Origin of the sequence: Blastococcus sp. TML/M2B (assembly GCF_016612865.1) — a bacterium.
Classification (GTDB): Bacteria; Actinomycetota; Actinomycetes; order Mycobacteriales; family Geodermatophilaceae; genus Blastococcus.
Genome location: NZ_JAENZZ010000001.1, coordinates 394,217 through 418,995, shown reverse-complemented (window position 1 = coordinate 418,995; position 24,779 = coordinate 394,217). Strand labels below are relative to the sequence as shown.

The 24,779-nt window shown below is 76.1% G+C and carries 26 protein-coding genes, 1 tRNA gene and 3 pseudogenes; 11 read left to right on the top strand and 19 right to left on the bottom strand.

Translation table 11 applies throughout. The annotated features are described in order from the left end of the window. Positions 1-8: 8 nt before the first annotated feature. From JKP75_RS01975 to rarD, 4 genes are all read right to left on the bottom strand, one after another. Entirely contained in the window at positions 9-2,402 is a 2,394-nt protein-coding gene (locus JKP75_RS01975) for an alpha/beta fold hydrolase (RefSeq protein ID WP_309229435.1), read from the bottom strand. 77 nt (positions 2,403-2,479) lie between these two features. Continuing rightward, a complete protein-coding gene (locus tag JKP75_RS23615; RefSeq protein ID WP_200489396.1) occupies positions 2,480-3,646 on the bottom strand; it encodes a LytR C-terminal domain-containing protein in 1,167 nt (388 codons plus the stop codon). A 203-nt stretch (positions 3,647-3,849) separates the two neighbouring features. Further along, on the bottom strand, positions 3,850-4,200 hold the full coding sequence (locus JKP75_RS01965; RefSeq protein ID WP_200489397.1) for a DUF3263 domain-containing protein: 351 nt from the start codon (positions 4,198-4,200) through the stop codon (positions 3,850-3,852). Positions 4,201-4,322: 122 nt separating this feature from the next. Beyond that, entirely contained in the window at positions 4,323-5,240 is a 918-nt protein-coding gene (gene rarD, locus JKP75_RS01960) for an EamA family transporter RarD (protein WP_200489398.1), read from the bottom strand. A 40-nt stretch (positions 5,241-5,280) separates the two neighbouring features. Between rarD and JKP75_RS01955 the strand changes: the two genes are divergently transcribed. After that, positions 5,281-5,679, top strand: a complete 399-nt coding sequence (locus JKP75_RS01955) for a DUF5313 family protein (protein WP_200489399.1) — start codon at positions 5,281-5,283, stop codon at positions 5,677-5,679. 19 nt (positions 5,680-5,698) lie between these two features. Here JKP75_RS01955 and JKP75_RS01950 read toward each other — a convergent pair. From JKP75_RS01950 to JKP75_RS01935, 5 genes and pseudogenes are all read right to left on the bottom strand, one after another. Continuing rightward, positions 5,699-5,771, bottom strand: a tRNA-Thr gene (locus JKP75_RS01950). A 51-nt stretch (positions 5,772-5,822) separates the two neighbouring features. Then, complete coding sequence (locus tag JKP75_RS20125; protein ID WP_242472735.1) at positions 5,823-6,470, bottom strand: trans-aconitate 2-methyltransferase; 648 nt, start codon at positions 6,468-6,470, stop codon at positions 5,823-5,825. 188 nt (positions 6,471-6,658) lie between these two features. Next, positions 6,659-6,751 (bottom strand): annotated as a pseudogene (locus JKP75_RS24280) (hypothetical protein); the annotation flags it as partial. Between the two features lie 210 nt (positions 6,752-6,961). Continuing rightward, complete coding sequence (locus JKP75_RS01940; protein ID WP_200489401.1) at positions 6,962-7,420, bottom strand: GNAT family N-acetyltransferase; 459 nt, start codon at positions 7,418-7,420, stop codon at positions 6,962-6,964. Between the two features lie 54 nt (positions 7,421-7,474). Continuing rightward, positions 7,475-8,152 (bottom strand): hypothetical protein, encoded by a 678-nt coding sequence (locus tag JKP75_RS01935; protein ID WP_200492721.1) that lies wholly within the window; start codon positions 8,150-8,152, stop codon positions 7,475-7,477. 156 nt (positions 8,153-8,308) lie between these two features. Between JKP75_RS01935 and JKP75_RS01930 the strand changes: the two genes are divergently transcribed. The 3 genes from JKP75_RS01930 to JKP75_RS01920 all read left to right on the top strand — a co-directional run bounded on the left by JKP75_RS01930 (position 8,309) and on the right by JKP75_RS01920 (position 11,943). Continuing rightward, positions 8,309-9,085, top strand: coding sequence for an ABC transporter permease (locus tag JKP75_RS01930; protein ID WP_200492720.1), 777 nt, complete (start codon positions 8,309-8,311; stop codon positions 9,083-9,085). A 106-nt stretch (positions 9,086-9,191) separates the two neighbouring features. Further along, on the top strand, positions 9,192-10,616 hold the full coding sequence (locus JKP75_RS01925) for a trypsin-like peptidase domain-containing protein (RefSeq protein ID WP_309229434.1): 1,425 nt from the start codon (positions 9,192-9,194) through the stop codon (positions 10,614-10,616). A 43-nt stretch (positions 10,617-10,659) separates the two neighbouring features. Further along, positions 10,660-11,943 carry a DUF445 domain-containing protein gene (locus JKP75_RS01920; protein ID WP_309229433.1) on the top strand — a complete coding sequence of 428 codons (1,284 nt, stop codon included), beginning with the start codon at positions 10,660-10,662 and terminating at the stop codon, positions 11,941-11,943. On the opposite strand, the gene JKP75_RS01915 is transcribed toward JKP75_RS01920, so the two are convergent. The 7 genes and pseudogenes from JKP75_RS01915 to JKP75_RS01890 form a co-directional block, all read right to left on the bottom strand. Continuing rightward, the gene (locus tag JKP75_RS01915; RefSeq protein WP_309229432.1) at positions 11,916-12,383 is read right to left on the bottom strand and encodes a CBS domain-containing protein; all 468 of its coding nucleotides are present in this window, start codon (positions 12,381-12,383) and stop codon (positions 11,916-11,918) included. The genes JKP75_RS01920 and JKP75_RS01915 overlap by 28 nt on opposite strands. 81 nt (positions 12,384-12,464) lie before the next feature. After that, entirely contained in the window at positions 12,465-13,028 is a 564-nt protein-coding gene (gene rlmB / locus JKP75_RS20120; RefSeq protein ID WP_309229431.1) for a 23S rRNA (guanosine(2251)-2'-O)-methyltransferase RlmB, read from the bottom strand. A 43-nt stretch (positions 13,029-13,071) separates the two neighbouring features. Then, positions 13,072-13,440 (bottom strand): annotated as a pseudogene (locus JKP75_RS20115) (23S rRNA (guanosine(2251)-2'-O)-methyltransferase RlmB); the annotation flags it as partial. Next, positions 13,440-14,837: a cysteine--tRNA ligase gene (gene cysS / locus JKP75_RS01905; protein ID WP_200492719.1), complete on the bottom strand. Its 1,398-nt coding sequence runs from the start codon at positions 14,835-14,837 to the stop codon at positions 13,440-13,442. The pseudogene JKP75_RS20115 and the gene cysS, both read right to left, overlap by 1 nt. A gap of 10 nt (positions 14,838-14,847) precedes the next feature. Beyond that, the gene (ispF, locus tag JKP75_RS01900; protein ID WP_200492718.1) at positions 14,848-15,372 is read right to left on the bottom strand and encodes a 2-C-methyl-D-erythritol 2,4-cyclodiphosphate synthase; all 525 of its coding nucleotides are present in this window, start codon (positions 15,370-15,372) and stop codon (positions 14,848-14,850) included. Continuing rightward, on the bottom strand, positions 15,369-16,046 hold the full coding sequence (gene ispD / locus JKP75_RS01895) for a 2-C-methyl-D-erythritol 4-phosphate cytidylyltransferase (RefSeq protein ID WP_200489403.1): 678 nt from the start codon (positions 16,044-16,046) through the stop codon (positions 15,369-15,371). Before ispD ends, ispF begins: the two co-directional genes overlap by 4 nt. 50 nt (positions 16,047-16,096) lie before the next feature. Beyond that, on the bottom strand, positions 16,097-16,579 hold the full coding sequence (locus tag JKP75_RS01890; protein ID WP_040337433.1) for a CarD family transcriptional regulator: 483 nt from the start codon (positions 16,577-16,579) through the stop codon (positions 16,097-16,099). 123 nt (positions 16,580-16,702) lie between these two features. Between JKP75_RS01890 and JKP75_RS01885 the strand changes: the two genes are divergently transcribed. Next, a complete protein-coding gene (locus tag JKP75_RS01885) occupies positions 16,703-17,557 on the top strand; it encodes a UbiA family prenyltransferase (RefSeq protein WP_200489404.1) in 855 nt (284 codons plus the stop codon). Here JKP75_RS01885 and JKP75_RS01880 read toward each other — a convergent pair whose 3' ends face one another. Next, complete coding sequence (locus JKP75_RS01880) at positions 17,558-19,123, bottom strand: cryptochrome/photolyase family protein (RefSeq protein ID WP_309229430.1); 1,566 nt, start codon at positions 19,121-19,123, stop codon at positions 17,558-17,560. A gap of 107 nt (positions 19,124-19,230) precedes the next feature. Between JKP75_RS01880 and JKP75_RS20110 the strand changes: the two genes are divergently transcribed. From JKP75_RS20110 to JKP75_RS23610, 5 genes and pseudogenes are all read left to right on the top strand, one after another. Next, entirely contained in the window at positions 19,231-19,791 is a 561-nt protein-coding gene (locus JKP75_RS20110; protein WP_200489405.1) for a copper chaperone PCu(A)C, read from the top strand. A gap of 60 nt (positions 19,792-19,851) precedes the next feature. Further along, a complete protein-coding gene (gene radA, locus JKP75_RS01870) occupies positions 19,852-21,030 on the top strand; it encodes a DNA repair protein RadA (RefSeq protein WP_309229429.1) in 1,179 nt (392 codons plus the stop codon). Then, the gene (locus tag JKP75_RS20105) at positions 21,027-21,218 is read left to right on the top strand and encodes a hypothetical protein (RefSeq protein WP_242472734.1); all 192 of its coding nucleotides are present in this window, start codon (positions 21,027-21,029) and stop codon (positions 21,216-21,218) included. Before radA ends, JKP75_RS20105 begins: the two co-directional genes overlap by 4 nt. Positions 21,219-21,320: 102 nt before the next feature. Then, positions 21,321-21,959: pseudogene (disA, locus tag JKP75_RS20100) on the top strand (DNA integrity scanning diadenylate cyclase DisA); the annotation flags it as partial. Between the two features lie 106 nt (positions 21,960-22,065). After that, positions 22,066-22,407, top strand: coding sequence for a helix-hairpin-helix domain-containing protein (locus JKP75_RS23610; RefSeq protein WP_309229428.1), 342 nt, complete (start codon positions 22,066-22,068; stop codon positions 22,405-22,407). Here JKP75_RS23610 and JKP75_RS01860 read toward each other — a convergent pair. Together JKP75_RS01860 and JKP75_RS01855 are read right to left on the bottom strand one after the other, a co-directional pair. Beyond that, positions 22,398-22,805, bottom strand: a complete 408-nt coding sequence (locus JKP75_RS01860) for a hypothetical protein (RefSeq protein WP_200492717.1) — start codon at positions 22,803-22,805, stop codon at positions 22,398-22,400. The two genes, JKP75_RS23610 and JKP75_RS01860, sit on opposite strands and share 10 nt — an antisense overlap. Positions 22,806-22,952: 147 nt before the next feature. Further along, positions 22,953-23,639 (bottom strand): MucR family transcriptional regulator, encoded by a 687-nt coding sequence (locus tag JKP75_RS01855; RefSeq protein WP_200489409.1) that lies wholly within the window; start codon positions 23,637-23,639, stop codon positions 22,953-22,955. A 77-nt stretch (positions 23,640-23,716) separates the two neighbouring features. On the opposite strand from JKP75_RS01855, the gene JKP75_RS01850 reads away from it, so the two are divergent. Next, on the top strand, positions 23,717-24,619 hold the full coding sequence (locus tag JKP75_RS01850; RefSeq protein ID WP_200489410.1) for an A/G-specific adenine glycosylase: 903 nt from the start codon (positions 23,717-23,719) through the stop codon (positions 24,617-24,619). The last annotated feature ends 160 nt before the right edge of the window (positions 24,620-24,779 follow it).

Sequence of the window (24,779 nt, the reverse complement as noted above, 5' to 3'; positions counted from 1 at the left end):
GCGGCGGGTCAAGCCCCGTTGGTCGGCTCGTCGAGCACCAGCAGGTCGGGGAGCCCGAGCATCGCCTGGGCGATCGCGACGCGCTGCCGCATGCCCTGGCTGTACCGGCGGACCGGCCGGTCGAGCGCGGCACCGAGGCCCGCGACCTCGATCGCCTCCTCCATGTGCGCATCCTCCGCCGGGCGGCCGGTCGCGGCCCAGTACAGCCGGAGGTTCTCCCGGCCGGACAGGTGCGGCAGCAGGCCGGTGCCCTCGACGAACGAGCCCAGCCGGGACAGCACCGGGGCGCCCGGGCCGGCGGCGTGACCGAAGACGCTGATCCGCCCCTCCGTCGGCCGGATGAGCCCCATCAGCATGCGCAGCGACGTCGTCTTGCCCGCGCCGTTCGGGCCGAGCAGGCCCAGCACCTGTCCCCGGCGGACCTCGAAGGAGAGGTCGCGGACGGCGACGAACCCGTCGCCGTAGGCCTTGGTCACGCCCTCGAAGCGCAGCGGCACGTCCTCGCCGCCCGGCTCCACCGCGTTGACCCGGCGGTCGCGGCGCCGCGCGAGCAGCACCGCGGCGCCCCACCCGAGCAGCCCGAGGGCGGCGAGCGCGCCGAGCAGCACCCACCAGCGGCCGGCGCCACCGGCCGCCTCGGTGCGCCCCTCGACCCGGGGCACGCTCACGCCGGCCGCGGGGTCGGCGAGCGCCACCGAGTGGACGGCGGGCTCGACGGGGACGGCGAATCCCTGGTCGGTGGAGGAGACGACCAGCCGCATCACGTGGCCGGCCTCGAACCGGTGCACGAACGCCGGCAGGGTCACCTCGACGCGGGTGGGGGCCGCCGGGTCCGCAGACAGGCCGGTGAGCCGCACCGGCGCGACCAACCGGGCCGGCAGCGTCGTCGACCCGTCGGGGCCGACGTCGTACAGCTTGGCGAAGAGGGTGGCCGAGCCGCCGGCCGACGACACGTCCAGCGCCACCGACGGAGCGCCGACCACCTCGACCGCGCTGTCCAGCGGTGCGGTCTCGAAGCGCGCGGACTGGCCGGGGATCTCCAGCGTCGAACCACCGAGCGCCGCGGTCAGCGCGCCCAGCCCCGGCACCGTGGTGAGCGCGGCGGGCGTGCCGCCGGCCGGGTTGGCGACGGGCTGGAGCGCGCCGCCGAGCGCGAACGAGGTCCGCCGCACCGGCTCGGCCCCGTCCAGCCCCGGGTAGGCGTCGGCGGTCACCGTGCGGCTGCTGCCCTGGACCCGGCCGACGGTGCCCGCCGTCCCGAGCCCGGTGGGGGCGGGGAACTCGAAGCCGGCCGTACCGCCGTCGCGGCCGCGCAGGTGGACGTCGAACCAGTCCGCGACCTGGGCCCGCAGCTCCCCGGCGAGGCGGTCCGACGCCGGGGCGTCGTGCCCGCCCGCGTACCAGACGACCTTCACCGGGGTGCCGTTCGCGGCGATGCCGCGGGCGTTGGCGTCGGCCTGGCCGAGCCCGAAGAGCGAGTCCTGGGTGCCCTGGACCAGCAGCGTGGGCGCGGTGATCCGGTCGAGCACGCCGGCCGGGCTGCCCCGGTCCAGCACGGCGGCCGCCTCGGGCGTGAGCACGCCGGTGGCGGCGGCGGACTCGTAGGCCGCGCACACCTCCGGGCGGAAGCGGCCGCAGGTCAGGGCCTGCGTGACGTCCTCGACGTCGACGTCGGCGGGCGCGGGACCGTCCCCGCCCGCTCCCCCGAGCAGGTCGAGCAGGCCGCCGGACGGCGCCGCCCCGAGCCCGAAGAAGAGCCCGGACCACAGCCGCTTGTAGACGCCGGACCCGTCGCCCTGGGGGGTGGCGGCCGGCGTGCCGCCGGGCACCTCGCCGAGCTGGGAGGGGAACAGCGCCGAGGTGAGCGAGTGCCAGGTGATCTGCGGTGCGATCGCGTCGATGCGGTCGTCGTAGGCGGCGCCGAGCAGGGCCAGCGCACCGCCGTACGAGGCGCCGGCGACGCCGACCCGCGGGTCGCCGTCGGCGTCCTGGACGACGTCGTCGCGCTCGGCGAGGACGTCGATCAGCGCGGAGAGGTCGGCGACCTCGTAGCGGGGGTCGTCCAGCCCGATCAGGCCGGTGCTCTCGCCGAACCCGCGCGCCGAGAAGGTGAGGACGACGTAGCCGCGCTCGGCCAGCGCCTGGGCGTCGTCGGCCACCGACTCCTTGCTGCCGCCGAAGCCGTGCGCCAGCACCACGGCCGGGGCCGGGCGGTCGGTCGCCGGGAGGTGGAGCGTGGTGTCGAGCTCGACGGCGTCGGCACCGGAGCCCGCCGGGACCCGCGCCTCCTCGGTGCGCACCTCGTCGGCCGCCGCCGCGGGGGCGGTGCCGACGACGAGGCCGGAGACCAGCAGGGGCAGCAGGACGGCGAGCGCACCCCGGGCGCCGGAGCGCGGGCGCACGGGCCCGCGGGAGCGACGCACGAAGCGGCCAACGGACGACGCGCGGTGGGGGTTCCGCGCGCCGCTCGCGGCTGGGGTCAGGGCTTCCAGTCGCCGGCGGCGACGATGACCAGGCTCGGCGTGGTGACCTCGGCGGGCAGCTCGAAGAACCGCGGCGCCGGGCCCGCCAGCTGGGGGAACTGCTCGACCAGCTGGAGTGCGGCCTGGTACTGGGTGTCGTCGCCCTCGGTGTAGAAGACGGTGCTGGCCGAGACGTCGTCGCCCTCGTAGGCGCCGACGCCCGCGGACTCCCAGCCGCCGGCCTCGACGACGCCGGAGATCTTCGCGGCCAGGCCGGTGACGGTGGTGGCGTTGAGCGTCACCAGGGGCACGCGGACCGGGGTGGTGACGGTCGGCTCGACCGGGGCGGCGTCGATCTCGAGCTCCGGCAGCGGGGCCAGGGGCGCGATCGGCGCGACGGGGGCCGGCGTCGTCGCGGTGGAGGCGCCGGCCTCGCTCGTCTGCGGCGAGGTGAACTGGTAGACGCCCAGCACGCCGAGCGCGACGACGGCCATGGCGACCAGGCCCGTGGCGACGCGGCGGGGCGCGCGGCGGGGCTCCTCGTCGAGCAGCGCGACCCCGCTGTCCTTGGCGGCCTTGAGGCGGGCGGCCTCGGCGGCCTGCCGCTCGGCGCGCAGCGCGGCGCGGCCGCCGACGGGGCGGGCGGGCGAGCGCTCGGCGCGGGGGGCCGGGATCTCCTCGGAGAAGTTCCCGATGTCGGAGAGGTCCTCGTCGCGGGCGTCCGCGTCGCGGCGGGTGACCGAGCGCTCGGGGATGGCGGTGGTGGCCGGGGCCGCGGCGACGGCGGGAGCGGGCGGCTGGTCGGCCGGCTGGTCACCGGAGCGGGAGGGCTTGGTCCAGTCGCCGTAGCGGGAGTCGGAGGCGCCGGCGGTCTGCCGCGGGAGGCGCGGGGCGGGCTCTCCGGTGCGGAGGCCGGTGGGGCCGGTGCTGGAGGCCAAGGGCTCGGCGTCCGCGGTCCAGATGCTCTTGCGGCGGGCGGCGGCCGCCTCGGCGGCGCGCAGGCTCTCGGCCAGCGGGCCGGCGGTCACCGGCCCGGCCGCGCGGGGGGCGGCGGACACCGGAGCGGCGGACACCGGGGCAGCGGGCGCCGGGGCGGCGGCCGGTCGGCCGGAGGCCGGGACGGGGGGCAGCGGGAGTCGCGAGCGGGACATCTGGCCGGGGGCGTCCCCGGGGCGGTTGGCCACGGCGGCAGCGGTGGGACGGCGCGACGGGGCGGCGTCGAGGCGGGCGCGCTCGCGGCCCGGGGCGGTCGGGTGGTCGCTCAGGCCGGCGTCCGGGACCCCCCGCCACAGCGCATCGGGCGCGTCGGTCCGACGCCGTCCACCGATGACGGGAGAGCCCGTTCCGTCACTGCCTGATCCCGCGTGCCTGCCCACGGTGACCGAATCTAATGCTTGTAACTCTCCTTGCCCAGAACCCGGGACGGACGCGTCCGTTGCCGCGCCGCCCGCACCCGGCGCAGCCGCCGGACGAGCAGGGGATCCGCCGCCAGGGCGGCCGGACGGTCGACCAGCGCGTTGAGCACCTGGTAGTAGCGGGTCGGGCTCAGCTCGAAGTGATCGCGGATCGCCGTCTCCTTGGCGCCGGGCACCCGCCACCACTGCCGCTCGAACGCCAGCATCTCCTGCTCGCGCGCCGAGAGATCCGGCCCGCCGACCTGCGACGACACGGCCGCGGGCGCCTCGGCGGCGTCGTCCTCCGCGCCCGCGGCGGGCGCCGCGGAGAGGTCGGTGCTCATGCTCGGTGCAGCTCCTCCCGGACCCGGCGGCCCGTGGTCCGGGCGGCTCGGGAGGAACGCTAGCGGCGACCTCCGACAGTTCCGGGCGCCTCCCGCGGCGCTGCGGCGGAGGGCGGCGGAGGTCACAACCCGGCGGGCGCGACCTCCGGAACCGACCGGCGTGTCCCTGCACGGGCGTGTCGCAGGGTGTCCGCCGTGAAGACCGCCAGCGCCACCCAGACGATGGCGAAACCGGCCAGCCGCGCCGGCGGCATCGGCTCGTCGTAGACGAAGACGCCGACCGACAACTGCATCAGCGGCGTGACGTACTGGAGCAGCCCGACGGTCGACAGCGGGATGCGCCGGGCCGCGGCGGCGAACAGCAGCAGCGGGACGGCGGTGGCGATCCCGGAGCTCACCAGCAGCAGCGCCTGGCCCGTGCCGGCGGAGCCGAAGGTCCCCGACCCGTCGGCGTGCAGGAAGGCCAGGAACCCGAGGGCGGGCAGCGTGACCAGCGCCGTCTCGATCAGCAGCCCGGGCGCGGCCTCCACGCGGACCAGCTTCTTCATCAGCCCGTAGAGGCCGAAGCTGGCCGCGAGCCCCAGCGCGATCCACGGTGGCCGGCCGTAGTCGACGGTCAGCACGGCGACCGCGACCGCCGCGATGCCGACGGCGACCCACTGCAGCCGGCGCAACTGCTCGCCGAAGACGACCACGCCGAGCAGGACGCTCACCAGCGGGTTGATGAAGTAGCCGAGCGAGGTCTCGACGACGTGCCCGGAGTTCACCCCGTAGACGAAGATCAGCCAGTTCGCCGCGATCAGCACCGCGGCCCCGGCGAGGACGAGCACCGTGCGCCGGTCGGTGACCGCGGCGCGGACGTGACCCCAGCGACGGGCCGCGGTCAGCAGCAGCGCGACGAACAGCAGGGACCAGACCACGCGGTGCGCGACGATCTCGACGCCGCCCGCCGGTTCCAGCAGCGGGAAGTACAGCGGGAACAGGCCCCACATCGAGTAGGCGGCCAGCCCGGAGGCCACTCCCAGGCGACGGTCGTCCACGGGCCGCCACCGTACGCCCGGCGCGCCTACCGTCGGAGGCGTGCACGCAGAACGGCCCAACCCGGCGCAGTGGGTCTGGTATGCGCTCGGCGGCGGCCTCCCCCGGCGGCTCTCGCCGTGGGTGCTGGCCGACACGACCCGGCGCACCTGGATCTGGCGGCACTTCACGCGGGCGGTCGTGCAGATGCTGCCGTTGATCGCGCTCTGCCTGATCGTTCCGCCGGTCGCGCTGTCCTACCGGCTGTCGGCCGCGTTCGGCGGGCTGCTCATCGGGCTGCTCTTCTCGATGGCCTTCATGACCGAGACGATCGAGCACCGGGTCGTGAAGGCCGGCTACCCGCCGGGGACGGCGGCCCGGGTGCGCGAGGAGCGCGCCGAGCGGGACCGCATCGAGCGCAGGGCGCGCTACCGCCGGGACGGCGCCGGCAGCTTCGACTGAGCCGGTCGCCCGGGCATCGAGCCGACGAGGGGACTTGAACCCCTAACCGCCCGATTACAAGTCGGGTGCGCTACCAATTGCGCCACGTCGGCGGGACATGGGACAGGTCCCCCGACCAGCATAGGGAGCGTGCAGCGCACCGTTCAGGGGCGCGCGTCCAGCACCAGGTTGAACGGGGTCTCGGTGGCCCGCCGCACACGGGTGAACCCGGCCTCGCCGAGCAACGACGCGAGCCGCGCCTCGCCGGCCTGCGCGCCGAGCGCCGTCCCCGGTTCGCCGCTCTTCGAGTGCGCCACGCAGATCACCGTGGATGCCCCGTAGAAGAGCCGGCCGACGGGGTTGAGGTTGTCTTCCAGCCGGTCACCGGCGAACGGCTCGACCAGGAGGAACACGCCGTCGTCGGCGAGCGCCTCCCGGACGTGCCGGGCGGCGCCGAGCGGGTCGGGCATGTCGTGGAGCGCATCGAAGACGGCGACCAGGTCGTAGCCCTCGCCGGGGAAGGACGCGGCGCTGGCCACCTCGAAGGAGACCCGGCCGTCGAGCCCGGCGTCCGCGGCCCGTTTGCGCGCCTGCTCGATCGACGGCTCGTGGTAGTCGAAGCCGACGACGCGGGACTCCGGGTAGGCCTGCGCGAGCAGCAGCGTCGAGGAGCCGTGACCGCAGCCGATGTCGGCGACGTCCGCCCCCGCCCGGAGCCGGTCCTCGACGCCGTCGAGCGCGGGGATCCACGAGGAGACCAGGTTCGCCACGTACCCGGGGCGGAAGAAGCGCTCGGTGCCCTCGAACAGCATCGGGTCCTGGGCGTGCCAGGGGAAACCGTCACCGGCGCGGAAGGCGCCTCGGTGATCGTGTCGAGGTTGACGCCGGCCGCCAGCGGGATGAGGAAGGCGGCGGCCGCCTGCATGCCGGCCGGGTCCGCGAGCACGAAGGCCTGCTCCTCGGTCAGCGAAAACGTCCCGTCCGCGGGGTCGTAGGTCACGTAGCCGCCGGCCGCCTGCGTGGACAGCCACTCGCGCACGTACCGCTCGTCGACGCCCGCCTCGCGGGCGACCTCCGCCGGCCCGGCCGGCATCACCGCCAGCAGCGCCCGGTAGAGCCCGAGCCGGTCGCCGATGACCGCCCCCAGCGCCTGGAAGCTGGCCCCCACGTCGACGACGAACCGCCCGAGCAGCTCGTTCATCCTGGCCTCGTCCACGGTCATGGCGACTCCCAGCGGAGGAGCGGACCCCGTGGCGGTCCACTGTCCCGCCGGGTGGCGGCCCGGTGCCAGGGACGCAGGTCCCTACGCCGGCCGCCACCGGTAGCGGACGTCGGGCTCGCGCTCCTCGTTGCCCGACCCGTCGGTGCGCTCGACGGCGACGAACCCGTGCCGCTCGTAGAACCGCTGCGCGGGGCGGTTGACCCGGAAGGTCCACAGCTCCAGCCCACCGGGGTAGCGCTCCTGCGCCAGCGCCACGCACCGATCGCCGATCCCCCGGCCGCGGGACGCCGGCGCGAGGTAGAGCTGGTCGATCCACCCCGGGGAGAGCGCGAGGACGCCGACGACCGCGCCGCCGCTCTCGGCCACCCAGGTGTCCTCCCCCGGCACGACGACGTCGCGGATCCACCGCCGGACGTCGTCGTCGCCGTGCGCCCGGCGCACGGTGGGCAGCGCGGCGGCGAAGGAGCTCAGCCAGACCTCCGCGACGTCCGCGGCGTCGGCCGCCCGGGCGCGGCGCAGGACCACGTCGTCGGCCGTCATGCGGAGCAGGCTGCACCGGTCCGCAGCGGGGCGCGACCGGTTTCCGGCCGCGGGTCAGGCGGCCTCGGTGCCCGCCGCCGGGTGGTCGCGGACGTGCTCCGCCGGATCGCTGGCCGCCTCCGGGCCGCCGGCCAGCCACCGCGCCACGCCCGCCGGGTCGCGCCGCTCCAGCTCGTCGAGGAGCTCCTCCCGCCGCGCCACGACCGCCCGCCGCACGACCGGGTCCAGGCGGGCGTCGAGCAGTGCGGTGCTGCGCACCCACTCCTCGCCCAGGGCGGGTGTGCTCAACCCGCCCACCGGCGGCACGAGGAGCGCCGATCCGGCAGGCGCGGGACGACGGGCGGGGGTGGGGCGGGCCGACACGGGACGGGGACGCGTGGCCGCGTGCGGCGGGTCCTCGGCGCGGTGCAGCCGCACCGCCAGCACGACGGCCCCGACCACGGCACCGGTGAGGACGGCGACCAGACCACCGGCCAGCGCGGCGGTCCCGGCGAGCACCAGCAGCACCCCGGCCGTCCAGCCGGCCGCCCGGGGGCCCGCGTCGACGGCCGTCCCCCGCTGCGCGCCGCCCGCCTCCCGGACCACCCCGGCGCTGGTGACCCCGACCACCGCCGCCACGACCAGCACCGAGACCAGGCCCGGCACGCCGAGCGCCAGAGCACCCACCACCGCCAGGACGGCGCCGACGGGGACGGCGACCACGAGGGCCGACCGGAGGAACGGAGCGGGCACGGGCGGCCTCCGCGGTGCGCCGGGACGGGAACGGCGCCCGCAGCGGGCGCCGGTGCGGGCGCACTACCCCCGCCCCGCCCGTTATGCACGGGCTCCCGGGGTGTCGCGCAGCGCCCGGGTCGGAGCCGACGCGGCCGCCGGGCAGGATCCACGCCCGTGGGCTCCTCCGTCGTCGACCCGGACCTCCGGCTGGCCCTCGTCCTCGTCGCGCTGACCGCCCTGGCCGCCACGGCCGGTCACCTCTCCGGCCTCGGCGAGGGGCGGCCGATCCTCGTCGCGGCGGTCCGCGCCACGGTGCAGCTGGCCGCGGTCTCGGCGGTCCTGCTCGCCGTCGTCGGGTCGTTGCTGCTGTCCGCGGCGTTCGTCCTGCTCATGACGGCCGTCGCCGCGGTCACCGCCGCCGGGCGGGTGACCGGGCGGCCGCTGCGCTCCCCCGGCGCGCGCGAGCGGCTGCTGTCCACCGTGCTGCCGATCGCCGGCGGCGCCGCGCCGGTCGTGCTCCTCGTGCTGGCCAGCGGGACGGTGCCCTTCCGCGGCGAGTCGGTCATCCCCATCGCCGGCATCCTCATCGGCGGCGCCATGACCGCGACCTCGCTCGCCGGGCGCCGGCTGCGGGAGGAGCTGGAGCAGCGGCGGGGCGAGGTGGAGGCCGCGCTCGCACTGGGCTTCCTCCCGCGCGAGGCGGTGCTGTTCGTCATCCGCCCCGCGGCCGCCTCGGCGCTCGTCCCGCCGCTGGACCAGACCCGCACCGTCGGCCTGGTCACCCTGCCCGGCGCCTTCGTCGGCGTCCTGCTCGGTGGCGGGACGCCGCTGGAGGCCGGTGCCGCCCAGCTGCTCGTGCTCGTCGGGCTGCTCGCCGCGGAGACGCTGGCGGTCTGGGCCGTCACCGAGCTGGTGGGGCACGGGGCATTGCTGGACGACGTCCCGCGTTGACCCGTCCAGGCAGCTCACAGGCAGCCTCCAGCCGCGCGCCAGTGCGGGGCTGGACAGTGGGACCGTCGCGCCGGCCGGACGGCCGCGCGGAGGGAGGAGTCGACCAGTGAGCGCACACGGATCCTCGGGTACCGGCCCGGAGCCCGCGGACGGCGGCGCCGGCGGGCAGTCCCTGCCCGGGCAGCAGCCTCCCGCCCGCCCGCAGCCCTACGGCGCCCCCTACGGGCAGCCGCACCAGGGCCAGCCGCAGTACGGGCAGCAGCCCTACGGCCAACCGTCGTACGGGCCCCCCGCCTACGGCCAGCAGCCCTACTGGGGCCCGCCGCGCCAGGTCACCACGCCCGTCCCGGCCCCCGCCGGGACGGGCGGCCTCGGCGGCCCGCCGCCCGGCGCTCCCGCCGGGGATCCCGGTGCCGCGCCCGAGCCCACGCCGGCCGCCCGCCGGTCCGGCCGGCTGCGCATCGGCCTGGCCGGGCTGGTCGCCGGCGCGCTGATCGGCGGCGCCGCCGGTGCCGGCGTCGCGGCGCTGGACGACGGCGGCGGCAGCTCCGGCAACTCGCCCGCGGCCGCGCAGAACGTCGTCATCCGCAACCCCGAGTCGGCGACCACCGCCACCGCGGCCGCCGCCAAGGCCGCGCCCAGCGTGGTCACCGTCTACGTGACCAGCCGGACCAGCGCGGGTAGCGGCTCGGGCGTCGTCCTCACCGAGGACGGCTACGTCCTCACCAACAACCACGTCGTCGAGGCCGAGGGCGGCACAGTCCAGGTGCGCACCTCCGACGGCACGCTCTACGACGCCGAGGTGGTCGGCACCGACCCGGCCTCCGACATCGCCGTTGTCAAGCTGGCGGACGCCTCCGGGCTCACCCCGGCCACCTTCGCCGACTCCGACGACGTCCAGGTGGGCGACGTCGCCGTCGCCATCGGTGCCCCGCTGGGCCTGTCCAACACGGTCACCGACGGCATCATCAGCGCCACCGGGCGTGCCGTGCAGACCGGCTCCTCGCAGGACGACGCCACCGTCATCGACGCGATCCAGACCGACGCGGCGATCAACCCCGGCAACTCCGGCGGCGCGCTGGTCAACGGCGCCGGCGAGGTCATCGGCATCAACACCGCGATCGCCACGGTCGCCTCCGGCAGCGTCGGCGGCGACGCGCAGAGCGGCAACATCGGCGTCGGCTTCGCCATCCCGAGCAACACCGCCAAGCGGATCGGGGACGAGATCCGGGAGACCGGCAAGGCCACCCGCGCCTACCTGGGGGTCCGCGCCACCACCGCCTCCGGCGGGGCCAGCAGCGAGGTCGGCAACGGCGCCGAGGTCGTCAGCGTCGAGCCCGACAGCGCCGCCGCGGACGCCGGCATCGTCCCCGGCGACGTCGTCACCGCCGTCGGCAAGCGCCCCGTGACCACCTCCACCGAGCTGACCGCGGCGGTGCGCAGCGAGGCGCCGGGCTCGAAGGTCGAGCTCACCGTCCGCCGGGACGGCGGCGACCGCACCGTCGAGGTCACCCTCGGCACCACCGGCTGAGCCGCGGAGGCAGGAGGGCAGGCGGGGTACCTAGGCTCGGCCCGTGCAGGTACCCCGCCCGTCGACCCTCCCGCTGACCGGCTCGCTGGACGATCCGCAGCGGGCGCGCGACCTCGCCCGCATGAAGCGGCTGGCGACCGGGCTGTTCCTGGTCGCCGCCGCCGTCTTCGTCGGCTGCGTCCTGCTCGGGCCCGAGCAGGGCGCCTGGGTCGGCTACGTCCGCGCGACCGCCGAGGCGTCGATGGTGGGCGCGCTGGCCGACTGGTTCGCCGTCACCGCGCTGTTCCGGCACCCGCTCGGGCTGCCCATCCCGCACACCGCGATCATCCCGCGCAAGAAGGACCAGATCGGCGAGAGCCTGGGCACCTTCGTCCAGGAGAACTTCCTGACCCGCAGCGTCGTCGAGGAGAAGCTCACCACCGTCGACGTCCCCGGGCGGCTGGGCGCCTTCCTCGCCTCCCCCGGTCGCGCCGAGCGCCTCTCTGGGGACGCCGCCGCGGCCCTCAGCGCGCTCACCGACCTGCTGCGCGACGAGGACCTCGAGCCCGCCGTCGCCGCCCTGGTCCAGCGCAAGCTGCACGAGACCCCGGCCGCGCCGGCCCTCGCCCGGGTGCTCGAGCTGGTCGTCGACGGCGACCGGCACCAGGAGGTGCTGTCGGCGGCGCTGCGGCTGCTCTCCCGCTTCCTGGAGGACAACCGGCTGGTGTTCCGGGCGCAGCTGGGTGACGCCTCGCCCGCGTGGGTGCCGGACTGGGTCGACGACCGGGTGTTCGACCGCATCTTCGCCGGCCTCCAGCGGTTCTTCGAGGAGGTCGGCAGCGACCCCCGCCACCCGCTGCGGCACTCCTACGACGTCCGGCTGCGGGCCTACGTCGAGGCGCTGCGCACCGACCCGGACACCGCGGCCCGCGTCGAGTCGCTCAAGAAGGAGCTGCTCGAGCACCCCGCGGTGCGCACCTGGTCGGGCTCGCTGTGGTCCAACGCCAAGAGCGCCGTCCTCACCGCGGCCGCCGACCCCGGCTCCGAGCTGCGCGCCCGCGTCACCGGCCTGATCCTGCACGGCGCCCGGCTGCTGGAGACCGACCCGACGGTCCGCGAGCTGGTGCAGCGGCACGCCCACGGCGTCGCCGGCTACCTGGTCGAGCGGTTCTCCGCCGACGCCGCGGACCTGGTCAGCAGCACCGTGGCCCGCTGGGACACCGAGGAGACCAGCCGGCGGATCGAGCTCCAGGTCGGCCGCGACCTGCAGTGGATCCGGGTGAACGGCACCGTCGTCGGCGGCCTCGCCGGGCTGGTCATCTACACCGTCGCCCAGCTGATCGGCTGAGCCGCCGCGGTCAGGTCTGGATGTAGTCGACCAGCTGCCGGCGCTCCTCCTCCAGCTCGTCCAGGCGCGCCCTTGACGACGTCGCCGATCGAGACGATGCCGACCAGCACGTCGTCGGCGACGACGGGCACGTGCCGGACCCTGTGGTCGGTCATCGTGCGGGCCAGGCCGTCGACGCTGGCGTCGGGCGGGCAGACGTGCACCTCGGTGGTCATGACGCTGGAGACCGGTTCGGCGAGCAGCCCCGCCCCGCGTTCGTGCAGCCCGCGGGCGACGTCGCGCTCGGAGATGATGCCGTCGACGTGGCGGCCGTCGGAGGAGACGACGAGCGCGCCGATCCCCTTCGCCGCCAGCAGGGCGAGCGCGGAGCGGACGCTGTCGGACCCGTCGATCGTGGCGACCACGGGATCCTTGCGGCGGAGCAGGTGGCTGATCTGCACGGGGACCTCCTCGGGGGCGGTGCCGCGGAGTGTGCTCCTCCGCCCCCTCGGGAGGCAACGGGCCCGGCTGCAGGGCCCGTGTTACAGGGCCGCGGCCTCCCGGCGGCGCAGCGCCACCTGGTAGAGCGCGACGCCCGCGGCGACGCTCACGTTGAGCGACTCGGTGTCCCGGTCGATCGGGATGCGGACGACGACGTCGCACTTCTCGCGCACCAGCCGCGACAGGCCGGTGCCCTCGGCACCCACGACCAGCGCCACCGCGTCGGCGAAGCCGTCGTACTCGTGCAGGTCGACGTCGCCCTCGGCGGCCAGGCCGACCGTCTGCAGCCCGGCGTCCTGGTAGGAGCCGAGCGCGCGCGGCAGGTTCACCGCCCGCGCCACCGGGATGCGCGCGGCGGCACCGGCGCTGGTGCGCCAGGCCGACGCGGTCATGCCGACGGCGCGGCGCTGCGGGACGACGACGCCGTGCGCGTCGAAGGCGGCCGCGGAGCGGACGACGGCACCGAGGTTGCGCGGGTCGGTGACCCCGTCGAGGGCGACCAGCAGCGGCGGGCGGCCGGAGTCGTTCGCCAGGTCGAGCAGGTCGTCGGGGTGCGCGTAGTCGTACGGCGGCACCTGCAGGCCGATGCCCTTGGTGCAGCGCACCCTGCGACATGCGGTCGAACTCGGCCTTGCCGACCTCGAGCAGCGGCAGGCCGCGGTCGGCGGCCAGGCCCAGCGCCTCGATGATCCGCTCGTCGGTGGTGCGCTGGTTGTCGCCGGTGACGACGTAGAGGGCGTTGGCCGGGATCCGCGCGCGCAGCGCCTCGACCACCGGGTTGCGGCCGAGGAGCAGCTCGGGCGCCTCCTCGGCGCGCTGCCGGGCCCGGGTGCGGTCGGCGCGCTGCCGCTCGGCGGCCTGGGCCCTGCGCTGGGCCGGGTGGCCGTAGCGCTGCTCGGCCGGCGGCGTCGCGCCCCGGCCCACGAGGGAACGGCGGTTCTTGCCGCCGGTCCCGGCGGGCGCCCCCTTCTTGCCGGCGCCGTCGCTCCGGCCTCGGCGCTGGCTGTTGCCGGCCATCAGCGGCTCAGCTCCCATCGGGGTCCATCAGGGGTGTCCTCGACGGTGACGCCGAGGGTGGTCAGTTGGTCGCGGATCGCGTCCGCGGCGGCGAAGTCCTTGCGGACCCGTGCGGCCTGGCGCTGCTGCAGGGCGAGCGCCACCAGGCCGTCGGTCGCCTGCGCGAGCCGGTCGTCGGAGCCGGTGGCCCACTGGGGGTCCAGCGGGTCCAGGCCCAGGACGCCGAGCATGGCCCGGACGGCGCCGAGCGCGGCCGCGGTGCCCGAGTCATCGCCGTCGCCCAGCGCGGTGTTGCCCTGCCGGACGGCCTCGTGCACCGCGGCGATCGCCGCCGGGGTGCCCAGGTCGTCGTCCAGGGCGGCCGTGAAGGCCGGGGGCAGCTGCCCCTCGGCGTCGGCACCGACGCGCTCGGCCGCGCGCTTCACGAACGACTCGATCCGCCGGTAACCGGCGGCCGCCTCGTCCAGGGCGGCGTCGGTGAACTCGATCGTCGAGCGGTAGTGCGGGGCGACGAGGTAGTAGCGCAGCTCCACCGGGCGCACCCGCCGGACGACCTCGTCGACCAGCGCGGTGTTGCCCAGCGACTTGCTCATCTTCTCGCCGCCGAGGGTGACCCAGCCGTTGTGCATCCAGTACTGGGCGAACCGGTCACCCGCTGCGCGGGACTGCGCCTGCTCGTTCTCGTGGTGCGGGAAACGCAGGTCCAGGCCGCCGCCGTGGATGTCGAAGGCCTCGCCCAGGTACTTGCCGGCCATCGCCGAGCACTCCAGGTGCCAGCCGGGCCGGCCGCGGCCCCATGGCGTCGCCCACGAGGCGGTCTCCGGCTCGCCGGGCTTGTGCGCCTTCCAGAGGGCGAAGTCGCGCGGATCGCGCTTGCGCTCGTCGGTCTCGGTGTCCGCCGCCGGTTCCAGGTGCTCCAGCCGCTGGCCGGTGAGCGCCCCGTACTCCGGGAAGGAGCGCACGTCGAAGTAGACGTCGCCGTCGACGGCGTAGGCGTGCCCGCGGTCGATCAGCCGCTGCATGAGCTCGACCATCTCGGGGACGTGCCCGGTGGCCCGCGGCTCGACGGTGGGCGGCAGCACGCCCAGGACGTCGTAGGCGCGGGTGCAGGCGCGCTCGTTGAGGAACGCCCACGCCCACCACGGCACGTCGCGCTCGGCGGCCTTCGCGAGGATCTTGTCGTCGAGGTCGGTGACGTTCCGGACGTAGGTAACCTCGAGGCCGCTCGCGTCCAGCCAGCGGCGCAGCACGTCGAAGGAGACCGCGGCCCGGATGTGGCCCACGTGCGGGGGGCCCTGCACGGTGAGACCGCAGACGTAGAGCGACGCCCGACCGGCACGCAGGGGCGTGAAGTCGCGGACCGCGCGGGCGGCCGTGTCGTACAGGCGGAGGCTCACTGCGCCGAGTCTACGGAGTCGCGGGGACTGCTTCCGCCTGCGGAGAGCCGGGCTCCCTCGTCCGGACCACCAGCGCGGTGGCCACCGCCGCCCGCCCCTCGCCCCGGCCTGTCAGCCCGAGCCCGTCGGTGGTGGTGGCGGTCACGCTCACCGGGGCGCCCAGCGCGGCCGACAGCACCGCCTCGGCCTCGGCCCGGCGCGGCCCCACCTTGGGGGTGTTGCCGATCAGCTGCACCGCGACGTTGCCGACCAGCCAGCCGGCGCCGGCGAGCACCTCGCGGACGTGCGCGAGGACGTCGGCGCCGCGGGCGCCGGCCCAGCGCGGGTCGTCGGTGCCCAGCAGCCCGCCGATGTCCCCCATCCCCGCCGCGGAGAGCACGGCGTCGGTGATCGCGTGCGCCACGACGTCGCCGTCGGAGTGCCCGGCGCAGCCGTCGGCGCCCGGCCACTCCAGGCCGGCCAGCCAGCAGGCGCGGCCGGCCTCGACGGGGTGGACGTCGGTGCCGACGCCGACGCGGGGCAGTGCGCTGCTCATGGGGCGGCCTCTTCGAGGGTCAGGGCGAGCTCGGCCAGCGCCAGGTCGTGGGCGACGGTGACCTTCGCGGCGCGCTCGTCCCCGGCGACGGTGGTCACCGGCACCCCGGCGGCCCGGACGACGGCGGCGTCGTCGGTGAGGTCGGCGTCGGGGTCGAGGGCGGCGTAGGCGGACTCGAGGGTGGCCCGGTCGAAGCCCTGCGGGGTCTGCACGCGGCGCAGCTGCGCGCGCGGCACCGCCTCGACGACCAGGCCGTCGTCGTCGACCAGCACGGTGGTGTCGACGACGGGGAGCACGGGGACCACCGCGGGGGCGCCGGCCTCGAGCGCGCTCAGCACGCGGGCGATCGCCTCGGGCGGGGTGAGCGGCCGGGCCGCGTCGTGCACCAGCACCGCGGTGGCGGCCGGCCCGGCGGCGGCCAGGCCGGCCCGGACCGAGGCGGTGCGGGTGGCGCCGCCGTCGACGACGGTGACCTCCGCGGGGAGGGCGGCCTCGAAGGCCGGGCGCTGCGCGGCGGGGACGACGACCACCACCTCGGCCACGCCGCCGGCGAGCAGACCCTCGACCGCGCGGGCGACGAGCGGGCGGCCGCCGAGCAGGACCAGCGCCTTGGGCAGTTCGGCCCCCAGACGCGAACCACTCCCGGCCGCTGCGACGATCGCGACAGCGTGCACGGGAGTGGTCCGGACGTTCTTCGGGACAGCGGTGCTCGGCAGGACCGGGCTCAGCTGGCGAGGACCTCGTCGAGCAGGATCTCGGCCTTGTCCTCGTTGGTGCCCTCGGCGAGCGCGAGCTCGCTGACCAGGATCTGGCGCGCCTTGGAGAGCATGCGCTTCTCCCCGGCCGACAGGCCGCGGTCCTTGTCGCGGCGCCAGAGGTCGCGGACGACCTCGGCCACCTTGTTCACGTCACCGGAGGCCAGCTTCTCGAGGTTGGCCTTGTAGCGGCGCGACCAGTTGGTCGGCTCCTCGGTGTGCGGGGCGCGGAGCACCTCGAACACCTTGTCGAGGCCCTCCTGGCCAACGACGTCACGGACACCGACGATCTCGGCGTTGTCAGCCGGGACGCGCACGGTCAGATCGCCCTGGGCGACCTTCAGCACGAGATACGCGCGCTCGACGCCCTTGATGGTCCGCTGCTCGATCGCCTCGATCAGAGCGGCGCCGTGGTGCGGATAGACGACGGTCTCGCCGACAGTGAAGCCCATGTGAATGTGACCCCTTTCGCTGACCCCAGAGTACCACGGCAGACTGACCCGACGGATCCGAGCAGTGCCGCAAAGGTGCAGGTCAGAGGGCTGATCGCCCCCGGACGAGGGGTTGACAGAGGCATGGACGGTGTGCGTGGACACAGCTCGCGAGGGGGTCTCGCGGTCGCGCTGACGCGCGCCACGCACCCCGGTCCGGCGCTCGCCGTGACCACGGTGGCGACGCTGCTGGCGGTCGCCGCGGACGTCGGCGCCGCGCGGACCGCGCTGGTCGGCCTCGCCGTTCTCGCAGGTCAGGCGTCCATCGGCTGGAGCAACGACTGGCTGGACGCCGACCGTGACCGCGCCGTCGCGCGCGCCGACAAGCCGGTGGTGACCGGCGCGGTGGACCCGGGGCTGCTGCGCGCCGCGGCGCTCGGCTCGGCCGCGGCGGCCGTCGTCCTCTCCCTGCTGCTCGGCCTCACCCCCGGGCTGCTGCTGCTCGTCCTGGTGGCCAGCGGATGGGTCTACAACGCCGGTCTGAAGCGCACCGCGGCCTCCGTGCTGCCCTACGTCACCGGGTTCGGGGCGCTGCCGGCCGGCGTGGTCGCCGCGGCGCCGGGCACGCCGTCGGCACCGTGGTGGCTCGTCGCCGCCGGGGGGGGGCTGGGGGCCGCGGCCCACCTGGCCAACGTCGCCCCCGACCTGGAAGACGACCTCGCCACCGGTGTCCGGGGCCTGCCGCACCGGCTCGGCGCCCGCGCCTCCGCGATCACCTGCGCGGTGCTGCTGCTCGCCGCCTCCCTGGTGCTGGTCCTCGCCCCCGACGGCGCGCCGACCGCCGCCGGGTGGGCCGGGCTGGTCGTCGCCGTGCCGGCCGCCGTCGTCGCCTCGCTCGCCGGCACCCCGCGCGGCAGCCGGCTGGCCTTCCCGGCCGTCATGCTGCTGACCGTGCTGGACGTCGTCCTGCTGCTGGCCGGCGGAGCGGCGCTCGGCTGATCAGGGCGCCTCGGTGCCGCGCAGCCGCTCCTGCTCGACGACCGCGGGCAGGTCGGCCAGCCGGTCGAGCCCCTGGAGGGGACGGCGCATGCGGTGGTTGCCGGCCAGCCGCTCCCGCGTGCGGTCCAGGAACGCCCAGTAGCCGGCGGTGAACGGGCAGGCGTCCTCCCCCAGCCGCTTCCTCGGGTCGTACCGGCAGCCGCCGCAGTAGTCGCTCATCCGGTCGATGTAGGCGCCGCCCGAGGCGTAGGGCTTGGTCGCCAGCACCCCGCCGTCGGCGTGCTGGCTCATGCCGACGACGTTGGCGACCATCACCCACTCGTAGCCGTCGACGAAGCTCTCGTGGAACCAGTCGGTCATGGTCGAGGGGTCGATGCCGCGCTGCAGGGCGTAGTTGCCGAGCACCATGAGCCGCGGGATGTGGTGCACCCAGCCGTCGCGGCGCAGGTCGCCCAGGACGTCGGAGAGGCAGGCCGCGTCGACCGCCGCGTCGTCCAGCCCGGCCAGCCAGTCCGGCACCGCGGCGTGCGCCCCGAGGTGGTTCCGGGCCCGGAAGTCGCGGCCGAGGTGCCAGTACATGTGCCAGACGTAGTCGCGCCAGCCCATGACCTGCCGCACGAAGCCCTCGACGCTGTTGAGCGGCAGGAGCTCGCCGGCGGCGGCGCGGTCGCGGGCGCTGCGCTCCGCGGCGACGACGACCTCGAGCGGGTCGAGCAGCCCCAGGTTGAGCGCCGGGGACAGCAGCGAGTGGGCCAGCCACCGGTCGCCGGTCAGCATCGCGTCCTCGTGCGGCCCGAACGCGCCCAGCCGGTGCTCGAGGAAGTCCTCCAGCCGGTGCAGGGCCTCGGCCCGGGTGACTGGGAACAGCCGCGGGCCGTCGTCCCCGATGAAGGAGACCAGCCCGTCGGCCGCCCACCGGTCGAGGTCGGCGCGGACCTCGGCGTCGATGTCGTCCTCCTCCGGCCACCAGGGCTCGGGGACGCCGATCCGCCCATCGGCCGGCGGGGGTTCGCGGTTCTCCGCATCGAGGTTCCAGCGCCCGCCCACCGGCTCGGCCCCGCTCATGAGGACGTCGTGGCCCCGGCGGGACTCGCGGTAGAAGTCCTCCATCAGCAGCCGGCGACCGCCCCGGCCCTCCGCCCAGGCGGCGAACTGCGGCTGGGTGGTCACGAAGCCGCGCGCGGCCAGCACCTCGACGCCGGGACGGCGGAGGACGAGGTCGCGGGCGGCCCAGGACGTCGGTGCGCAGACGCTCAGCGGCTCCCGCACCCGGTCCAGCGCCTCGGCGTAGGTGCCGACCTGGTGGAACTCCGCCCGGTCGCCCAGCTCGGCGGCCCGGTGCCGCAGCGCCGACAGCACCAGGTGCGCCTTCTGGCGGTGGAACCGGCGGCGTCCGAGCACCGCCCGCGACTCGACCAGCAGCACCGGCTGGTCGGGCCGGTCGAGGAAGTGCGGGCCCAGCTGGTCGGCGAAGCACCAGCGCCGGGTGCCCGGGGCCTCCGCGGGGAAATCGGCGAGCGCCGGGTCGCCCGCCCCGTGCCCCATCCCGGTCGTGCTCGACGCCACCGGCCTCACCTCCCGGCGAGCATCGTGCGGTGCCCGATAGGCTGCACGCGACTTCGGTCCCGACCCCCGGGAACCGCTACCTCGAACCTGTGTGGAGGTCGACGGCTGTGAACCGCGCTCTGCGGGCCGCCATCGTGGGCGTTGCTCTGTTCTCCCCCATCGCCCTCTCCGCGTGCTCGGCGGGCCAGGTCGCCCAGACCGCCACCCAGGAACGGGACAAGGTCGGCGCCATGGGGGAGGTCGGCGACATCCTGCTCCGCCAGGTGCACCTGGCCTTCCCGCGCAGCGGCAGCTACGACGCCGGGGACGACGCCGAGGTCACGATGGCGATCGTCAACACCGGGGGCGAGGCGGACACGCTGGTCTCGGTCGAGGGCGAGGGCTTCGGCGACGCCGAGATCCAGGACGGCTCGGCCACCGGCGCCTCCACCGGCTCGGCCCGCTCCGGCGGCCTCGAGGTGCCTGCGGGCGGCACCGTCTTCGTCGGCTCCGACGACGCCACGATCACCCTGAGCGACCTCGACGAGGACCTGACCGTCGGGCAGGCCGTGAGCCTCGTGCTGACCTTCGAGAACGCCGGCGAGGTGACCGTGCGCGCCACGGTCGCCACCCCGTCCTCGGAGCTCGAGCGCGAGGAGGGCTTCGACTTCCACCACTCCGAGGAGTAAGCGGTACCCGCTCCTCTCCGGCTCCCGCGTCCTGTCGGTGGGCCGGGTTAACGTCGCGGCGTGCCGCCCGCTGGAGTGAAGACCGCCCGCCCTGCCCACCGCTGCACCGAGTGCGGCTACGCCTCGGCCAAGTGGGTGGGCCGCTGCCCCGAGTGCCAGGCCTGGGGCACGATCCAGGAGATCGGCACCGCCGCCCCGTCGCTGCGCGCGGTGACGGCCGGCCCGGTGACCGCGCCCGCCCGGCCGATCGCCGAGGTGGAGCTCGCCGGGGCCCGGGCGGTCCCCACCGGCATCTCCGAGTTCGACCGGGTGCTCGGCGGCGGCCTCGTGCCCGGTGCGGTACTGCTGGTCGCCGGGGAGCCCGGGGTCGGCAAGAGCACCCTGCTGCTCGAGGTGGCCCACCGGGTCGCCGAGCGCAACGGCCCCGCGCTGGTCGTGTCGGGCGAGGAGTCCGCCGGCCAGGTGCGGCTGCGGGCCGAGCGCATCGGCGCCCTGCACGAGCGGCTCTACCTCGCCGCGGAGACCGAGCTGTCCGCCGTCCTCTCCCACGTGGAGCAGGTCGCCCCGACGCTGCTCGTCCTCGACAGCGTGCAGACCGTGCGCTCCCCGGGCGACGGCACCGACGGCGGCGCCACGCAGGTCCGCGCGGTCGCCAGCGCGCTGACCGCCGTCGCCAAGAGCCGCGGGATGACGACCATCCTGGTCGGCCACGTGACCAAGGACGGCGCGATCGCCGGTCCGCGCACCCTCGAGCACCTCGTGGACGTCGTCGTCGCCTTCGACGGCGAGCGGCACTCCACCCTGCGGCTGGTCCGGGCCACCAAGAACCGCTTCGGCCCGGCCGACGAGATCGGCTGCTTCGAGATCGGCGACACCGGCGTCGTCGGCGTCCCCGACCCCTCGGCGCTGTTCGTCTCCCGCCGGGCGGCGCCCGTGCCCGGCAGTTGCGTCACGGTGACCATGGAGGGCAGCCGGCCGCTGCTGGCCGAGGTGCAGGCGCTGGTCGCCAGCTCGTCGGGCGGCGGGTCGCCGCGCCGCGCGGTCAGCGGCCTGGACGCCCAGCGGGTGGCCATGGTCAACGCCGTCGTCGAGCGGCGCGGCGGGGTCAAGCTGGCCGACGCCGACGTCTTCACCGCCTCGGTCGGGGGTGTGCGCATCGCCGAGCCCGCCGCCGACCTCGCGCTGGCCCTGGCGATCGCCTCGGCGTCCCGGGACCGCGCGCTGAGCCCCCCGGGGTGATCGCCCTGGGCGAGGTCGGGCTCTCCGGCGAGATCCGGCGGGTGGGCGGCACCGGCCGCCGGCTGGCCGAGGCGGCCCGGCAGGGCTACCAGGTCGCGTTCGTCCCGCCGGACGCCGGCCCGGCGCCCGCGGGCATGCGGCTGGTCGAGGTGGGCGACCTGGGGTCGGTGTTCGCCCGCCTCCTCTGAACCGGCCAGGTTCCGGATCTGGCAGGCTGACCCGGAGCCCGGTCCTCCGGACACCGGGCACGTAGACTCGGTGCCCGTACCTCTCGACCGTCAGGAGCGCTCGTGCCCGCCGCTGAGGACCCCGAGGTCGCCTTGCGCGAACTCCTCGGCCGGATCGCTCCGGGCACCGCCCTGCGCGACGGTCTGGAGCGCATCCTCGCCGGCCGGACCGGGGCGCTCATCGTGCTCGGGTACGACCGCGTGGTCGAGTCGCTGTGCACCGGCGGGTTCGCGCTGGACGTCGCGCTGTCGGCGACCCGGCTCCGCGAGCTGGCCAAGATGGACGGCGCGGTCATCGTCTCCTACGACGGCAGCCGCATCGTGCGCGCCGGCGTGCACCTCATGCCCGACCCGACCGTGCCGACCGAGGAGTCGGGCACCCGGCACCGCACCGCGGAGCGGGTGGCGATCCAGACCGGCTTCCCGGTGATCTCGGTCAGCCAGTCGATGCACATCATCAGCGTCTACGTGGCCGGGCGCCGCTACACCCTCGAGCACCCGACCACGATCCTGGCCCGCGCCAACCAGGCCCTCGCGGCGCTGGAGCGCTACAAGCTGCGCCTGGACGAGGTGGCCAGCACCCTCTCGGCGCTGGAGATCGAGGACCTCGTCACCGTCCGCGACGCGATGAGCGTCAGCCAGCGGCTGGAGATGGTCCGCCGCATCGCCGACGAGATCGAGGGCTTCGTCGTCGAGCTGGGCACCGACGGCCGGCTGCTGGCGCTCCAGCTCGACGAGATGCTGGCCGGCGTCGAGGAGCGACCGCGGCCTGCTGGTCCGCGACTACCTGCCCGACGGTGGCCGCCGCGTGCGCACCATCGACCAGGTGCTCACCGACCTGCGGGCGCTGACCGCGACCGAGCTGCTCGACCTCTCCGCGGTGGCCCGCTGCTACGGGCTGCCCACCTCGCCGGACGCCCTGGACTCCCCCGTCAGCCCGCGCGGCTACCGGCTGCTCAACCGGGTGCCCCGGCTGCCCTCGGGCATCATCGACCGGCTGGTCGAGCACTTCGGCGGCCTGCAGAAGCTGCTGGCCGCCACCATCGAGGACCTGCTGGCCGTCGAGGGCGTCGGCGAGGCCCGCGCCCGCGGCATCCGCGAGGGGCTGTCCCGGCTGGCCGAGACCTCGATCCTCGACCGCTACAGCTGATCCCCACCGGCGCTCGGCGCAGGGCCCCAACGGGTGGTCAGCACGAGCACGCGGACGTAGGCCACCACGGCGACCGCACCGAGCGCGGTCGTGACCACGTCGAGCCAGACGCCACCACGATGCAGCAGCTGCTCGACGAGCACGCGGAGGAGTAGGGCGACGCCCCAGGTCGCGACCGCCCCGTCGGCCCACCGGCGACACCGGACGGCGATCGGGTCGCCGGCGAGCTCCGCCACCGCCCAGACGCGGCGCAGGAACGCGAAGGCGCACACGGTGGCAACGATCGCGCCGACGGCCAGGAGGAACAGGACGCTCCCGGGCTCCTCCTGCTCCGCCCCGTCCAGCAGCCATACAACGCCTGCTGCTCCGGCGAGGACCGGGGCAGCCCAGCCCGTCACCAGTCCGGTGCGCCGCCACACCGGGAGGCTCCGGACGTCATCGGCCGTCGATGGCTGGCGGGCACCCGTCACACGCCTCATGTCGGGCGGTGAACATTACGGCCGGGAGCCGCGACGCCGTCGGACGGACCGGCGCCCGTGCAGCGATCAGGTGAGCGTGAGCGTGGCGTCCGGGGAGCCGACCGTGTCCAGCCGGCCGCGGACGGCGTAGCTGCCCGCCGGCGGCGGGGTGCGCTCGCCGGCGCAGTCCGGGGCGCTGGTGAGCCCGCCCCAGCGCACCGGGAAGACCACCGGCTCGCCGGGCGCCAGGGTGCGTACGTCGGTGCCGGACTCGGGGAAGCAGTCGTTGCTCCCCCACACCCGCTGACCGGTGCCGTCGACCAGGATCAGCTCCTGCAGCGCCTTGTCCAGGTCGCGGACGCAGGGCACCGCCGAGGTGTTCACGACGACCAGCTCGAACAGCGGCTTGCTGCCCACCGCGGCCGAGCCCGGTGAGCGCACCTCGACCGCGAGCGCGTCGTCGCCGCAGGGCCCCCCGGCCTCGGGCTGGGGCGCGGCCGCCACCGTCTCCTCCGGCGGAGGGACGGCCGTCTCCGGCTCGGGCGCGGCCGGGGTCCGGACGGCGCCGAGCGAGGGGACGACCCGCTCCAGGGCGGGCGTGGGCGCCGGTTCCGCGGCCTCCGGCGTGATGCCCCGGGGGCCGGCGGAGCCACCGGTCAGCAGCGCGATGCCGCCCCAGGTGCCCGCGCCGAGCACGGCCAGCAGCGCCCCCAGCACGACCAGCCGGCGACGCCAGTAGACGCGCGCCGGCAGGGGTCCGACCGGGTGCAGCACGCCCGGAACGCTATCCGGGCGCGGCCGTGCCGCCCGACCCGGCACGCCGCGCCCGCGGGACGGCACACTGGACCCCCGTGACCAGCCTTCCCACCCGCCCCGTGCCGCACGCCGGACCGGACGCCGGCGAGGTGATCGTCGACTGGTTCGCCACAGCCGCCCGCGACCTGCCGTGGCGCCGGCCCGGCGTGGATGCCTGGGCGGTGCTGGTCAGCGAGGTGATGCTGCAGCAGACGCCGGTGGCCCGCGTGGAACCCGTCTGGCGGGAGTGGCTGGAGCGCTGGCCCACGCCGTCGGCGCTGGCCGCCGCGAGCCCGGCCGACGTCATCCGGGCCTGGGGCAAGCTCGGCTACCCGCGCCGGGCGCTGCGGCTGCGCGAGGCCGCGGCGGCGATCGCCGAGCGGCACGGCGACGTCGTCCCGTCGTCGGTGGAGGAGCTCGAGGCGCTGCCGGGGGTGGGCACCTACACCGCCCGTGCCGTGGCCTGCTTCGGCTACGGGCAGCGTCAGCCGGTGGTCGACACCAACGTGCGCCGCGTCGTCGCCCGGCTGGTGCACGGCCGGGCCGAGGCCGGCACGGCCCGGGCCGCGGACCTCGACGACGTCGCCGCCCTGGCGCCCGAGGACGACGAGCGGGCGGTGCGCTTCTCGGTGGCGGTCATGGAGCTCGGGGCGCTGGTGTGCGTCGCCGGCAGCCCGCGCTGCGGGGCCTGCCCGGTGCGGGACCGCTGCGCCTGGCGGCTGGCCGGCTCGCCGGCGCACGAGGGCCCCGCGCGGCGGGTGCAGAAGTTCGCGGGCACCGACCGCCAGGTGCGCGGCCGGCTGCTCGACGTCCTCCGCGCCGCCTCCGGCCCGGTGGACGCCGCGGCCCTCGAACCCGCCTGGGCCGAACCCGTCCAGCGTTCGCGCTGCCTGGACTCGCTGCTCGCCGACGGCCTGGTCGAGCAGACCGAGGACGGCCTCTTCCGGTTGCCGCACTGAAGGATCCCCGGGCCGCGCCCGGCAGTCCTCCCTCACCGCCGAGCGTCCTCCCTCACGGTGTGCGGTGAGGGTGGACGCTCCACGATCAAGTCACCTGATCCCAGCACGAGGCGGCCCGGGCGTGCGAAGAGGCCCGCCTCCCTCACGGGAGACGGGCCTC

Coding starts and splice junctions, on each gene's coding strand:
- JKP75_RS01965 (WP_200489397.1), bottom strand. CDS start 4,200: ATGAGCACCGACCTCTCCGCGGCGCCCGCCGCGGGCGCGGAGGACGAC.
- JKP75_RS01940 (WP_200489401.1), bottom strand. CDS start 7,420: ATGACGGCCGACGACGTGGTCCTGCGCCGCGCCCGGGCGGCCGACGCC.
- JKP75_RS01890 (WP_040337433.1), bottom strand. CDS start 16,579: ATGGGCTTCACTGTCGGCGAGACCGTCGTCTATCCGCACCACGGCGCC.
- JKP75_RS20125 (WP_242472735.1), bottom strand. CDS start 6,470: ATGCTGTTCGAGGGCACCGAGCGCTTCTTCCGCCCCGGGTACGTGGCG.
- JKP75_RS01885 (WP_200489404.1), top strand. CDS start 16,703: ATGGACGGTGTGCGTGGACACAGCTCGCGAGGGGGTCTCGCGGTCGCG.
- ispF (WP_200492718.1), bottom strand. CDS start 15,372: ATGAGCAGCGCACTGCCCCGCGTCGGCGTCGGCACCGACGTCCACCCC.